This window comes from Aureimonas sp. Leaf427 (assembly GCF_001425485.1).
GTDB lineage: Bacteria > Pseudomonadota > Alphaproteobacteria > Rhizobiales > Rhizobiaceae > Plantimonas.
Genome location: NZ_LMQW01000053.1, coordinates 83,460 through 95,253, shown reverse-complemented (window position 1 = coordinate 95,253; position 11,794 = coordinate 83,460). Strand labels below are relative to the sequence as shown.

The following is an 11,794-nucleotide window of genomic DNA, read 5'->3' as shown; positions in this document are numbered from 1 at the left end:
GGTTCAACTCATCGGAGACGAACATGAGCGAGATGAAAAGCCTGGAAGACGGCAGCTTCTACGTCGAAGACGGCACACTCCATCAGTCGCCCCGCAAAACCAAAGATGCGGAAGGCCGCACCTGCATAACACTCGGTTTCCCAGTCGCCAAGCAGACAGAATGGGTGGCCAAAGGCGAGCTGCAAAAGGTCGCTGACATGCTGAACTCTCACGATGACCTGCTGGCCGCTCTGATCGCGAGCGAGCGCCTGTTTGAGCACACGTGGGCGATGAACGGCACAATTCACAAGCAGATGAAGGCGGCAATCGCCAAGGCCACGAAGGCACCCGCATGAGCACTCTCTCGACGACCATCCCCGCCACCACCATGCCGAACGCCACAGGCACCGAGACCCAGCCCATTCCTAGAGAAGGATGGCAGGCAATGAGCGCTGATATCCGCAAGATATTAGAAGATGCTGAGTTCTGGAAAACTGCTGATGATGCGGACGGCTATGCTGTCACGGTGGATCATGTCGTTTCAGAAATCGAACTTCTAGTTGAAAGTATTCTGAAGCAGGCCATCGAGAAAGCCACGACAGCCTTTCCGATGGCTACTTTTCTCAAGCGGCATCTGAAAAACCGCATTCTATCCTGCCGCCCTCTCGCCTCCGCATCCTCTCCGATGGACAAGGCTTCGGATGAGCGGCAGGCGGCACTCGTCAAGGCGGAGGGGAGGGGGTGATCTCGGTTATTCAGCTCTTCCTTCTCTTCGTTGTCTGGCCTGTTAGTTTCAAAGTAGCTTGTAATACCGGAAACCCGCTCTGGATTGTTGCCACATGGCTATTTAGCCCGTTCGCCGGAGGAGCGCTGCATTGCTTGAGATGAACTTCGTTTCAGATGATGTCCGGGCGAGGGTCGAGCGCGACCTGAAGTGGGCCGCTGATCAGGTGCGCGATATGATGGGCGTCGTCAGCCTTTCGGCACACCCGAAGGACCCTCTCGCCGGACGGCACAACTACGACCTCCTGCGCACGGTCGAGCGTCATGGCGAGCAAATCCGCGATGCTCTCCAGCGCCTCGCCTGTCTCCAGCCCGCCCCCGTCGTAGAGGACGGGACGGCGCGGGAGGAGCGTTGCGAATACTGCGACGGAACAGGCGACGTGCATCGTGCGGATGGCGAATGGCTTGGAGAATGCACCGCTTGTACTGCGGCCACCCTCGCCCCCGAAGTCCAGAACGCGGAGGCGAGCCTGCGGGCGGCGGCAGAGCGTATCCATTTCCTCTTCCCTGGCGACCAGATGGACAAGGTATCGGCGGGCGCGCTTAAGGCGTCGGGCGAGCACGAGCAACTCTATGCGGTGAACGCTGCCCTTAGAGTTCTCGCTGCCGCCCTCGCCACCGCCCCGGCCGTACCGGATGGGCGGACGGAGGAGGTGGAGGAGCTTATCGACTGGACGAAGCCTTTGGAGGTCTCGCGAGGCTTGAAGATGCCCGTCACCCTTCACACGGACGACGGCGACTGCAAATGGCTCAAAGTCGGGTTCGGCATCTACATGTACAACAACGACGGAACAGCCGTTGAAGATCGTGCGCCGCCTGTCCGCAATACGCCCGCCGCCCTCTCGGAGCGTCGGACATGAGCCGGGACGAGGTGCCGGCTCATGTCCGGGCGTTGGTTGTTCGTGTCTATGACGACATGGCGAACAGAGACGAGCGTTTGTCAGTATACGAATTGATGGAACGCGCCATCATGGCCGATCGCGCATCCCGTCCCGCCGCCCCGGCAACGGACGCGGAGGACATGCGCGCGGTCTGCGAAGCACTCGGGTTCGATCCAACGAACCACCACAACGCGGCGCGCTGTCCGTATTGCACACCCGCCGCCGCGCCCCAGGCGGTCGAGGAGCAGATATGGACCTATAGCCGCAACGGGTACACGGTCCGAACCAAGTCCCGTGAAATTGCAATGCGCGTCGCCTCCAAAGGTCACAGGGTCAACCCTTGCCTGTTCCCCGCCGATCGTCAGCGAGCCCGCGCCGGGCAGGATGGAGGCGCGTGATGGGGAAGCACCCTGAGAACGATCCCGGCTTCTGGTCGAGCTACGAGCCGCCACAAAGCCGCATCGCTGAAGCGATCATGATGCCTCTGGACGATCGTTGGGCCAACCGGGTGATCAACGCTTATCGATCGGACACGAAGCAGGAGCCGCGCCCATGACCGCCCATCCATCCCGCCCGGACCTTATCGGGGCGTTGGGTTTCGATCGACACGCGGAAATCCTCGAAGCCCGCGTCAAGCTTCACCGCACAATGGGAGGCAACTGGCTAATGTACGGGGACCCGGAGGCGGCGCAGGACAAGGCTGCGGCCAACTCTCTTCGCTCGGCATCCAAGCTTCTCCGCGCCGCCCTTGCCTCAGAGCCCGAGCCGCAGCCGGTGGCGGAAGAGACACTAGGCGAGAAGTGTGCCCGTGAATACCTCGCGCGCCGCGCCGCCTCCCCGCATCTGGCAGAGGAGAAAAAGCCGTGACCGACGATGCACAGCGCGACGAAGCAATCTGCCGTGAGGCTCGGGCCACGCTCATTCGCGATGCCATCCGATGGACAATCTGGTGTGCACGGCAAGGTATTCGCGCCGCCAAGTGCAAAGGCGTCTGGAGCCCCGACGATATCCTGATGGACTACATCAAGAAGACCGACGACGAGGACCAGATCCAGCTGCCCGAGCGGCTCGCAGAGCAAGCCCGCCTCAACGGCATGGGCTCCGAGCGGGAGGCAGAGGCATACCGCCGGGGCGTCGAGGACGGAAAAGACGCGATTTGGGAGCGGTTCTATGATGAACCAGGGACTGCTGGCCTAGGACATATCTTTCGCGCGATGGGCTGCATGCTCCCGATGGAGCGCGCCGCCATCCATTCTCTCACGGCTCCAGACAAGGAGGGGGCGTGATGGGCCTTCTCACACCAGCGGAGGCGGCGAAGCATCTTGCCATCTCCACCCGCCAGTTGCGCGACCTGACGCAGAACGGCAGCATCCGCTACGTGAACATCGGCCAACGGGATCGGGAGACGCGACGGTATCACCCGTCCGACCTCGAAGCCTTCATTGAGGAGCGGAGATGTCTGTATTCAAGCGCCCCGGCGCGGCGCACTATTCCTACGACTTCCGTCTTCGGGGTCAGCGATTTTCAGGCTCTACTGAGTGCGCGAAAAAGCGGGACGCGGAGAAATTCGAGGAAGGCATCAAACGAACAGCCGAAGCCAATCGGATCGACACCTCAAAGCCCTTGAGCTTCGAGAGCGCCGCGTTCCTCTACTACGACGAGATCGGCCAGCACCATTCAGATCCGTCCGGGCCGCAGCGCAACATCGCATGGCTACAAGACCAAATCGGCAAGACCACCATGATTGCGGATATCACGAACGCGATGGTGGCTCGCCTTGTCGCCAAACGACGCGGGGAAGGCGTCGCCAACGCGACTGTGAACCGGACGGTGGTCGAGCCGCTACGGACGATCCTGAACCGGGCCAAGAAAATGAACGGCGCAAAACTTCAAGAGATTGATTGGGCAGACCACAAGCTGAAGGAGCCGCAGGAGCGGGTTCGGGAGGCCAGCCACGACGAGGAGACGGCAGCTCTCGCGGCGATCCCCGAGGACTATCGGCCGCTACTGCGGTTCGCGATCCTAACCGGATGCCGGCGCGCTGAGATCGTCGGCTTGACGTGGCGCGACGTGAACTTCTTCGCCCGCGAGTTCCGCGTGACCGGCAAGGGCGATGTGGCCCGCACCATTCCCATGATCCAGCCCGTCTACGACCTTCTATGGTCGCTGCGCCGTGATGACGGCCCCGAGGTGTTCACCTTCATCGCCAAACGGACGCGCGATGGCCGCGTCAAAGGCGAGCGCTACCCGATCACAGCCGAAGGGCTTCACACCGTCTGGGCCAGGCACGTCGCGCCAGTCCTGAAAGACTTCAGGTTTCACGACACCCGACACACCGCTGCGACGCGCCTCGTGCGCGCGACCGGGAACCTGAAACTGGCGCAGAAGCTCTTGGGCCATACACAGGTCACGACCACCGCGCGCTATGCCCATGTGACGAACGACGACCTGCGAAATGGGCTCGAAGCGGTGGAGCGTGCAGCGATTACCACGCCCGTTGCCACGACAGACGCCGCAGAAACTGCTAAGATATTGAAAATGGCTGGAGAATGAGAATGAGCAATGAGGCTTGGGAAGCTGGCGTTCTACCGCTGAACTACGCCCGCGCTCGGCCATCTTGGTAGTGGACGGCGATCCGCCGCGCAAGAGGCGGCGGATCGGGTCGGGCAGGCGTCAGGCGAAATGCTTGGAGAGTTTAAGGCCCTGGGCCTGGTAGTTGGAGGCGAGGTCGAGGCCGTAGAGCCGTTCGGGCAGCGCGGCCATGCGCTCGTAGACGAGGCGGCCGACGATCTGCCCGTGCTCCAGGATGAAGGGCACCTCGTGGCTGCGCACTTCGAGCACGGCGCGGCTGCCCGTCCCGCCGGCGGAGGAATGGCCGAAACCCGGGTCGAAGAAGCCCGCATAGTGGACGCGGAACTCGCCGACGAGCGGATCGTACGGCGTCATCTCGGCGGCATAGGCGGGCGGCACGTGCACGGCCTCGGCGGAGACGAGGATGTAGAACTCGTCGGGATCGAGCACGAGTTCGCCCTCCCCCGAGCGCCGGATCGGCTCCCAGAACTCGGCGACGGCATGCGCGCCCCGCCTGTCGACGTCGACGACGCCCGTGTGCCGCTTGCCGCGATAGCCGACGAGCCCGTCCTCGTCGCCCACGAGGTCGATCGAAAGCGCGATGCCGCCATGCGAGATATTGGCCTCGCGGCTCGCGACCAGCGTTTCCGCCGCATGAAGCGCGGCAAGGTCGGCTTCGGTGAGAAGCGTGCCGCCGGCGCGAAAGCGGATCTGGCTGAGGCGCGAGCCCGGCCGCACCACGATGGGAAAGGTGCGCGGCGAGATTTCCAGAAAGAGCGGCCCCGTGTAGCCGGCCGGCACCTTGTCGAATTCCTGCGCCCCGTCGGTGATGACCCGGGTGAAGATGTCGAGCCGCCCGGTGGAGGATTTCGGGTTCGCCGCGGCCGTGACGCCGGTGGGCAGCGCGAGGCTCTCCATCAGCGGCACGAGATAGACGCAGCCCGTCTCCAGAACCGCACCGTTGGAGAGGTCGATCTCGTGCAAGGAGAAGCGCTTCAGCTTGTCGGAAACGGTCGCGTTCGGCCCGGGCAGGAAGCTCGCGCGCGCGCGATAGGCCGTCTTCCCCAGGCGAAGATCGAGGCTCGCCGGCTGGATCTGGTCGGCATCGAGCGCCGCAATGGATGAAATCGCCCCCGCGCTGTAGAGCGCCGCGATCTCGCGATCCGGCAGGATGCCCCCTGTCATGCCCGTTCCGATCCCTGACGCCCGACGCCTGCCGTTTCGGCAGCCCCCTTCCCCTAGCGGAGCGGCGGCCAAGAGCCAAGAGACCCCGCATTCGAGGAATTGACGCTTCGGGGTCTACGGCGCTATATCGGCGCGCATCGTGGTGATTTGGCCGGCCGGCTTGCAGCCACGTTAAACAATTCGCTAAAGGGCCGTCCCGAACGTATTGGCTCGGAGACCGGCTTTGCGGCGACGCGAAGACCGGCCTTTTCGCGTTGGGTTCGCGCTTGGCTGCGCCGCCCCGGATCAGGAGACCTGTCGATGGACACGAAATCGAAGACCAGCCGCACGCTTCGCCCGGCAACGCAGATGGTGCATGGCGGAACCGTGCGTTCCGGCTTCGGCGAGACCTCCGAGGCGCTCTTCCTGACGCAGGGCTTCGTCTACGACAGCGCCGAAGCCGCCGAGGCCCGCTTCAAGGGCGAGGAGCCCGGCTTCATCTATTCGCGCTACGGCAATCCGACGACGCGCATGTTCGAGGAGCGCATGATTGCGCTCGAAGGCGCCGAGGACGCGCGCGCCACCGCCTCCGGCATGGCCGCCGTGACCGCCGCGCTCCAGTGCCAGGTGAAGGCGGGGGATCACATCGTCTCCTCGCGCGCCCTCTTCGGCTCGTGTCGCTATGTGGTGGAAACCGTTCTCGGACGCGCCGGCGTCGCGTCCACCTTCGTCGACGGGCGCGATCTCGACGCCTGGCGCGAGGCCGTGCGCCCGGAGACCAAGGTCTTCTTCATGGAGACGCCGACCAATCCGACGCTGGAGGTCATCGACATCGCGGCCGTCGCCGAGATCGCCCATGCGGCCGGCGCCACCGTCGTCGTCGACAACGTCTTCGCCACGCCCATGCAGCAGAAGCCGCTGCAGCTCGGCGCCGACATCGTCGTCTATTCCGCGACCAAGCATATCGACGGCCAGGGACGGTGCCTCGGCGGTGTCATCCTGTCGAACCAGGACTGGATCGACAAGAATCTGGCGGACTTCTTCCGCCACACCGGCCCCTCGCTCTCGCCCTTCAATGCCTGGACCATGCTGAAGGGCCTCGAGACGTTGCCGCTGCGCGTCGCGCGCCAGACGACGAGCGCCGGGCTCCTCGCCGATCGGCTCGCGCAGTCGGACGAGATCGCGCGCGTCCTCTATCCCGGCCGCGCCGACCATCCCGATGCCGCCGTCATCGCCAAGCAGATGACGGGCGGCTCGACGCTCGTCGCCTTCGATCTGAAGGGCGGAAAGGAAGCGGCCTTCCGCTTCTCCAACGCGCTCGAAGTCATCAAGATTTCGAACAATCTCGGTGATTCCAAGAGCCTCATCACGCATCCCGCGACGACGACGCACAAGAACCTCGCCCCCGAAATCCGCGCCGAACTCGGCATCAACGACGGACTCCTGCGCCTGTCCGTCGGCATCGAGGACGTGGCGGATCTCATCGACGATATCGAGATCGCCCTTCGCGCGATCTGAGCGGCCTCTCGCAACCGGGATCACCGTGCCCGCCCCATCGGCGGGCGCGGCAGCGACACCTTCCGCGCCCCCGGTCGTTGACCGGCATGCCGCCCGGCGATAGGTCCGAGGACAACGGCTGGTAGAGCATCGGACGGAAGGGATCAGGACAGCCCATGTACAGCGCCACCACCCGCCACATCACGATCACGGTCACGCCGAGCTATCTGGAGGCGCAGTCGAAGCCGGACGACGGACGCTGGGTCTTCGCCTACAAGGTGGAGATCGAGAACGGCAGCCGCGACACCGTGCAGCTGACGCATCGCTACTGGCACATCACGGATGGCCGGGGCCATGTCGAAGAGGTGCGCGGGGCGGGCGTCGTCGGCGACACGCCGATCCTGTCGCCGGGCGACAGCTACACCTACACGTCCGGCTGCCCGCTGCCGACGCCGTCCGGCATCATGCGCGGCCATTACCGGATGCAGCTTCCCTCCGGCAAAAGCTTCGAGGCCGACATCCCCGCCTTCTCGCTGGATGCCCCGGTCCACCGGCGTATCCTGAACTGAGCCGAACCGGTCGCGCGAATTCAGTCGGTCTCGAATTCCTCCGGCGCGAAGTCGTAATGCTCGCCGCAGAATTCGCAGGTGACCGCGATCCGGCCCTCCTCGACGCTCTCCGTGATCTCCTCGGCGGAGAAGTTGGAAAGGACCTCCTTGATGCGCTCGCGCGAGCAGGAGCAGTCGTCGATGACGGCCGTCGCCGGAAAGACGCGAACGCCGCGCTCGTGGAACAGCCGGAAGAGAAGGCGCTCGACGCCGACATCGGGATCGGCGAGTTCGGAGTCGTGGACGGTCTCGACCAGCGCCTTGACCTCGGTCCAGGCGTCGTCGTCTGCGAAGACGGACAGGTCCTCGGCGCCTTCGGGCGCGTCGCCGCCGGGCAGGTCGGGCATGCGCATCCGCTCGGGCGCTTCGGGCAGGAACTGCGCGATGAGGCCACCGGCCCGCCAGGTCTCGACGAAGCCGCCGGCCTCCGAACGCCGTGCGATCCGGGCGACGGCAAGGCGCACGGTCGTCGGGATCTGCTCGGACTGCCGGAAATAGCCCTCGGCCACGTCCTCCAGCGAGGAGCCGCCGGTGAGTTCCACGATGCCCTGATAGCGCTGCATGTGGCCGCCCTGATCGACGGTCAAAGCCAGCGTGCCGGCGCCGAGCAGCGTCTCGGCCGCGTGCGGGCCGGCAGCGGCGGCGGCGACCCGCTCCTCGTCGAAGCGCGCATAGGCGCGGACGCTGGAGGGCGTCGTGAAATCGACCACGAGAAGATCGACCGGCCCGTCCGTCTGCGCCTGCGCGATGAACTTGCCGTCGAACTTCAGCGAAGTGCCGAGAAGGACGGTCAGAACGATCATCTCGGCCAGAAGCCGCGAGACGGGCTCGGGATAGTCGTGACGTCCGAGAACCTGATCGAGCATGGTGCCGAGCTGCACGGCGCGGCCGCGCGCGTCCAGCGCCTCCACATGGAAGGGCACGACCGCGTCGTCGCCGGCAAAGCCGAAGCCGCCGAGCCCGGAATAACCCGCCTCGTCCGAAGTGATCTGCGAACTCATGATGCGGCGACCTCGCCGAAGCACCAGGCGAGGATCGACTTCTGGGCGTGAAGACGGTTCTCCGCCTCGTCGAACACCACCGACTGCGGCCCGTCGATCACCTCGTCCGTGACCTCCTCGCCCCGATGGGCTGGCAGGCAGTGCATGAACAACGCGTCCGGCGCGGCGTGGCTCATCAGGCGTCCGTCGACCTGATAGGGCTGGAAGACGTTGTGCCCCCGCGCCTGATCCTCGCGGCCCATCGAGACCCAGGTGTCGGTCACGACGAGATCGGCGCCGCGCACGGCTTCCACGGCATCGAAGGTCGTGACGATCGAGCCGCCGTCGGCGCGCGCGCGCGCGATGCGGCCCGCATCCGGCTCCGAGCCCTCGGGCGTCGCGATGCGCAAGGTGAAGTCGAAACGCGCGGAGGCCTCGATGAAGCTGTTCAGGACGTTGTTGCCGTCGCCGCTCCAGGCGATCGTCTTGCCCGCGACGGAGCCGCGCTTCTCCTGATAGGTCATGAGATCGGCCATGATCTGGCAGGGATGCGTGTCGTCGGTCAGCCCGTTGATGACGGGCACCGTCGCGAATTCGGCCATTTCGAGCAGCCGGTCGTGCGTCGTCGTGCGGATCATGATCGCGTCGACATAGCGCGAGAGGACGCGCGCGGTGTCCGCGATCGTCTCGGACCGGCCGAGCTGCATCTCGGTGCCGGAGAGGAACAGCGTCTCGCCGCCGAGCTGGCGCATGGCGACGTCGAAGGAGACGCGCGTGCGCGTCGAGGGCTTGTCGAAGATCATCGCCAGGACCTTGCCGGAAAGCGGCTTCGGCCCGTCACGGCCGAGCGCCTTGCGCTGGATCGCATCGCTCACGATCGAATGCAGCTCGGCCTTCTCGACCACGGCCAGATCGATGAAATGCCGGGGCTTCTGCCCGAAGGCTCCGTTCATCCCCATGCCGCTCACGCCGACTTCTTGGCGGAGGCGAGCGACAGGCTCGAAACGGCGGCCTCGATGCGCGCCAGCGCCTCGCGCACCTCGTCCGCCGTGATGATCAGCGGCGGCAGGAGGCGCACGACATTGTCGCCCGCGGGAACGGTCAAAACGCCATGATCGCGGATCTCGGCGATCAGCGCCGTGTTCTGCACCTTGGCCTTGATGCCGAGAAGGAGCCCCTCCCCGCGCACTTCGGACACGACGTCGGGAAAGCGGTCGACCAGCGAGGCGAGGCCCTGCTTGAACTGCAGCGCGGCGTCGCGGACGTTCTGCAGGAAATCGTCCTCCAGAATCACGTCGAGCACGGCATTGCCGACCGCCATGGCGAGCGGATTGCCGCCGAAGGTCGAGCCGTGCGTGCCGGCCGTCATGCCCTTGGCCGCTTCCTCGGTCGCAAGGCACGCGCCCATGGGGAAACCGCCGCCGATGCCCTTGGCCACCGCCATGATGTCGGGGAAGGCGCCCGATGCCTCATGCGCGAAGAGATGCCCGGTGCGTCCAACGCCGGTCTGGACCTCGTCGTAGATGAGGAGGATGCCGGCCTCGTCGCAAAGCTCGCGAAGCCCCCGCAGGCACTCCGGCGGGACCGAGCGGATGCCGCCTTCGCCCTGGATCGGCTCGACGAGGATGGCGGCCGTCGCATCGGTGATCGCGGCCTTCAGCCCCTCGTGATCGCCGAAGGCGACCTGATCGAAGCCCTCGACCTTCGGCCCGAAGCCTTCCAGATACTTCGCCTGCCCGCCCGCGGCGATCGTGGCAAGCGTGCGGCCATGGAAGGCGCCCTCGAAGGTGACGATCCGGAAACGCTCGGGATTGCCGTTCACATAGTGATAGCGCCGCGCGGTCTTCACCGCGCATTCGATCGCCTCGGCGCCGGAATTGGTGAAGAAGGCGCGGTCGGCGAAGGTCACGGCCGTCAGACGCTCGGCGAGCCGGTTCTGTCCGGGGATCTCGTAGAGGTTCGAGACGTGCCAGAGCTTCTCGGCCTGGCTCTTGAGCGCCTCGACGAGATGGGGATGGGCATGGCCGAGCGAGTTGACCGCGACGCCGCCCGCCAGATCGAGATATCGGCGGCCGTCCGCCGTCTCCAGCCAGACACCGGCACCGCGCTCGAACTGGAGCGGCGCGCGCGCATAGGTGGAGTAGAGGGGGGAGGACGACGGGGACTCGGCAGACATGACGACGCTCATTTCCGTATCGGAAGGGGCGGCCCGGAATCCATGGAGGGCTCGCCGCAATGGCTCTTGGGGCCGAAGCGCGCCCGAGGCGCTCACCGGCGGTCCTGATAACGCCCCCGCAGGAGCATCCGCTTTCGAGGAAGTTTCGTGCCTATACCATAGAAAGAAGCGGAAATGTCAATCGAAGCCGGGTCTTCCTCGGTCGGCGGCGGGCGCTTTCGGTCAAGCGGCCGAACCGGGTTTCGAATCGAGACACCTGGGGAAAAGCTCGAAATCGATTCCAGTCAATGGGACCGACTCTTGTCACGGACTCACCCGATAGGTTAAATTTTCCAAGACACAAGATTTCGTGCGGCGGACCTCGTCAACCAATAGATGTTGATATCGCTTCCTGGCCTGTGGCTGGGAAGGGGATGATGGATTCCGTCCTGCCGCGCGGGCCAGAAGTGAAGGAGCTTTGCATGGGCTGGACCGACGAGAGAGTGGAGCTTCTGAGCAAGCTCTGGAGCGAGGGGCTGAGCGCCAGCCAGATCGCCACCCAGCTCGGCGGCGTCACGCGCAACGCGGTGATCGGCAAGGTCCATCGCCTGAAGCTCGAAGGCCGGGCCCGGCCCGCATCGAGCGGCGTCCTGGCGGCGTCGGAGCTGGTCGGTGCCGACGAGCTGAACACGGTGATCGTGGAGGAGAGCGACGTCTCCGTCGAGGAGGCCGTCGTCATTCCGGCCACCCTGCGCGTCGTCGCCAGCCCGTCCGCCCCCCGCTCCGCCCCCCGCGTGGACGGGGCTACGGCCTTCAAGATCGAGCCGGACGAAGAGCTCGTCATCGGCGACCTGCAGCCGCGCGTGCCCGGCGAGGTCGTTCCGATCTCGCGCAACCTGACGCTCGTCCAGCTCAGCGACCGCACCTGCAAATGGCCGCTCGGCGACCCGCTCCAGGCCGATTTCCGCTTCTGCGGCAACCATTCGAACGACGCCTCCCCCTATTGCGCCTATCACGCGCGCCTCGCCTTCCAGCCCGTCTCGGAACGCCGCCGCGTCCGCTGAGCGGCACCGACACGAGATCGAAACGGCGCCCTTCGAGGCGCCGTTTTTCGTTTCAGGCCCGGCGCGAAGTCCGAACATCCGCCGCGACGCGAAAAGGCCACCGCATCCGGCA

General features: G+C 65.4%; 15 protein-coding genes, 1 pseudogene and 1 riboswitch. Of the genes and pseudogenes, 12 read left to right on the top strand and 4 right to left on the bottom strand.

All coding sequences use genetic code 11. The features are described from left to right. The first annotated feature begins 23 nt into the window (after positions 1–23). The 9 genes and pseudogenes from ASG62_RS24395 (at position 24) to ASG62_RS24365 (ending at position 4,196) form a co-directional block, all read left to right on the top strand. Positions 24–335 (top strand): hypothetical protein, encoded by a 312-nt coding sequence (locus ASG62_RS24395; protein ID WP_162246036.1) that lies wholly within the window; start codon positions 24–26, stop codon positions 333–335. After that, positions 332–724 (top strand): hypothetical protein, encoded by a 393-nt coding sequence (locus ASG62_RS24390; protein ID WP_056697585.1) that lies wholly within the window; start codon positions 332–334, stop codon positions 722–724. Before ASG62_RS24395 ends, ASG62_RS24390 begins: the two co-directional genes overlap by 4 nt. Positions 725–854: 130 nt before the next feature. Further along, complete coding sequence (locus ASG62_RS24385) at positions 855–1,622, top strand: hypothetical protein (protein WP_056697589.1); 768 nt, start codon at positions 855–857, stop codon at positions 1,620–1,622. Further along, positions 1,619–2,041, top strand: a complete 423-nt coding sequence (locus ASG62_RS24380; RefSeq protein WP_056697593.1) for a hypothetical protein — start codon at positions 1,619–1,621, stop codon at positions 2,039–2,041. The genes ASG62_RS24385 and ASG62_RS24380 overlap by 4 nt, the downstream gene beginning before the upstream one ends. Further along, positions 2,041–2,199 carry a hypothetical protein gene (locus tag ASG62_RS26865; RefSeq protein ID WP_210168401.1) on the top strand — a complete coding sequence of 53 codons (159 nt, stop codon included), beginning with the start codon at positions 2,041–2,043 and terminating at the stop codon, positions 2,197–2,199. The genes ASG62_RS24380 and ASG62_RS26865 overlap by 1 nt, the downstream gene beginning before the upstream one ends. After that, a complete protein-coding gene (locus tag ASG62_RS24375; RefSeq protein ID WP_056697596.1) occupies positions 2,196–2,510 on the top strand; it encodes a hypothetical protein in 315 nt (104 codons plus the stop codon). The genes ASG62_RS26865 and ASG62_RS24375 overlap by 4 nt, the downstream gene beginning before the upstream one ends. Further along, positions 2,507–2,929, top strand: a complete 423-nt coding sequence (locus tag ASG62_RS26860; RefSeq protein WP_056697601.1) for a hypothetical protein — start codon at positions 2,507–2,509, stop codon at positions 2,927–2,929. The genes ASG62_RS24375 and ASG62_RS26860 overlap by 4 nt, the downstream gene beginning before the upstream one ends. Beyond that, positions 2,929–3,039, top strand: a pseudogene (locus tag ASG62_RS27780) (excisionase family DNA-binding protein); the annotation flags it as partial. The gene ASG62_RS26860 and the pseudogene ASG62_RS27780, both read left to right, overlap by 1 nt. Before the next feature lie 59 nt (positions 3,040–3,098). Next, entirely contained in the window at positions 3,099–4,196 is a 1,098-nt protein-coding gene (locus tag ASG62_RS24365) for a tyrosine-type recombinase/integrase (RefSeq protein ID WP_056697603.1), read from the top strand. A gap of 120 nt (positions 4,197–4,316) precedes the next feature. On the opposite strand, the gene ASG62_RS24360 is transcribed toward ASG62_RS24365, so the two are convergent. After that, positions 4,317–5,399 carry a 2'-deoxycytidine 5'-triphosphate deaminase gene (locus ASG62_RS24360; protein ID WP_056697606.1) on the bottom strand — a complete coding sequence of 361 codons (1,083 nt, stop codon included), beginning with the start codon at positions 5,397–5,399 and terminating at the stop codon, positions 4,317–4,319. A 129-nt stretch (positions 5,400–5,528) separates the two neighbouring features. Continuing rightward, positions 5,529–5,606, top strand: a riboswitch (SAM riboswitch). Positions 5,607–5,699: 93 nt separating this feature from the next. Between ASG62_RS24360 and ASG62_RS24355 the strand changes: the two genes are divergently transcribed. Further along, on the top strand, positions 5,700–6,896 hold the full coding sequence (locus tag ASG62_RS24355; protein ID WP_056697609.1) for an O-succinylhomoserine sulfhydrylase: 1,197 nt from the start codon (positions 5,700–5,702) through the stop codon (positions 6,894–6,896). Positions 6,897–7,051: 155 nt separating this feature from the next. Beyond that, the gene (apaG, locus tag ASG62_RS24350) at positions 7,052–7,444 is read left to right on the top strand and encodes a Co2+/Mg2+ efflux protein ApaG (RefSeq protein ID WP_056697611.1); all 393 of its coding nucleotides are present in this window, start codon (positions 7,052–7,054) and stop codon (positions 7,442–7,444) included. Between the two features lie 20 nt (positions 7,445–7,464). Here apaG and ASG62_RS24345 read toward each other — a convergent pair whose 3' ends face one another. The 3 genes from ASG62_RS24345 to ASG62_RS24335 are packed head-to-tail and all read right to left on the bottom strand — an operon-like array spanning position 7,465 to position 10,639. Continuing rightward, positions 7,465–8,484 carry an Hsp33 family molecular chaperone gene (locus ASG62_RS24345; RefSeq protein WP_056697613.1) on the bottom strand — a complete coding sequence of 340 codons (1,020 nt, stop codon included), beginning with the start codon at positions 8,482–8,484 and terminating at the stop codon, positions 7,465–7,467. Then, positions 8,481–9,416, bottom strand: a complete 936-nt coding sequence (argF, locus tag ASG62_RS24340) for an ornithine carbamoyltransferase (protein WP_056697616.1) — start codon at positions 9,414–9,416, stop codon at positions 8,481–8,483. Before argF ends, ASG62_RS24345 begins: the two co-directional genes overlap by 4 nt. An 11-nt stretch (positions 9,417–9,427) precedes the next feature. Continuing rightward, positions 9,428–10,639: an aspartate aminotransferase family protein gene (locus tag ASG62_RS24335; protein ID WP_056697804.1), complete on the bottom strand. Its 1,212-nt coding sequence runs from the start codon at positions 10,637–10,639 to the stop codon at positions 9,428–9,430. 461 nt (positions 10,640–11,100) lie between these two features. On the opposite strand from ASG62_RS24335, the gene ASG62_RS24330 reads away from it, so the two are divergent. Next, positions 11,101–11,682 carry a GcrA family cell cycle regulator gene (locus tag ASG62_RS24330; protein WP_056697806.1) on the top strand — a complete coding sequence of 194 codons (582 nt, stop codon included), beginning with the start codon at positions 11,101–11,103 and terminating at the stop codon, positions 11,680–11,682. The last annotated feature ends 112 nt before the right edge of the window (positions 11,683–11,794 follow it).

Excerpts from the sequence above, each read along its gene's own strand:
- ASG62_RS24395 (WP_162246036.1), top strand. The coding sequence starts at position 24 with ATGAGCGAGATGAAAAGCCTGGAAGACGGCAGCTTCTACGTCGAAGAC.
- ASG62_RS24365 (WP_056697603.1), top strand. The coding sequence starts at position 3,099 with ATGTCTGTATTCAAGCGCCCCGGCGCGGCGCACTATTCCTACGACTTC.
- ASG62_RS24375 (WP_056697596.1), top strand. The coding sequence starts at position 2,196 with ATGACCGCCCATCCATCCCGCCCGGACCTTATCGGGGCGTTGGGTTTC.
- ASG62_RS24345 (WP_056697613.1), bottom strand. The coding sequence starts at position 8,484 with ATGAGTTCGCAGATCACTTCGGACGAGGCGGGTTATTCCGGGCTCGGC.
- ASG62_RS24335 (WP_056697804.1), bottom strand. The coding sequence starts at position 10,639 with ATGTCTGCCGAGTCCCCGTCGTCCTCCCCCCTCTACTCCACCTATGCG.
- ASG62_RS26865 (WP_210168401.1), top strand. The coding sequence starts at position 2,041 with ATGGGGAAGCACCCTGAGAACGATCCCGGCTTCTGGTCGAGCTACGAG.
- ASG62_RS24330 (WP_056697806.1), top strand. The coding sequence starts at position 11,101 with ATGGGCTGGACCGACGAGAGAGTGGAGCTTCTGAGCAAGCTCTGGAGC.
- argF (WP_056697616.1), bottom strand. The coding sequence starts at position 9,416 with ATGAACGGAGCCTTCGGGCAGAAGCCCCGGCATTTCATCGATCTGGCC.
- apaG (WP_056697611.1), top strand. The coding sequence starts at position 7,052 with ATGTACAGCGCCACCACCCGCCACATCACGATCACGGTCACGCCGAGC.
- ASG62_RS24390 (WP_056697585.1), top strand. The coding sequence starts at position 332 with ATGAGCACTCTCTCGACGACCATCCCCGCCACCACCATGCCGAACGCC.
- ASG62_RS24355 (WP_056697609.1), top strand. The coding sequence starts at position 5,700 with ATGGACACGAAATCGAAGACCAGCCGCACGCTTCGCCCGGCAACGCAG.
- ASG62_RS24360 (WP_056697606.1), bottom strand. The coding sequence starts at position 5,399 with ATGACAGGGGGCATCCTGCCGGATCGCGAGATCGCGGCGCTCTACAGC.
- ASG62_RS24380 (WP_056697593.1), top strand. The coding sequence starts at position 1,619 with ATGAGCCGGGACGAGGTGCCGGCTCATGTCCGGGCGTTGGTTGTTCGT.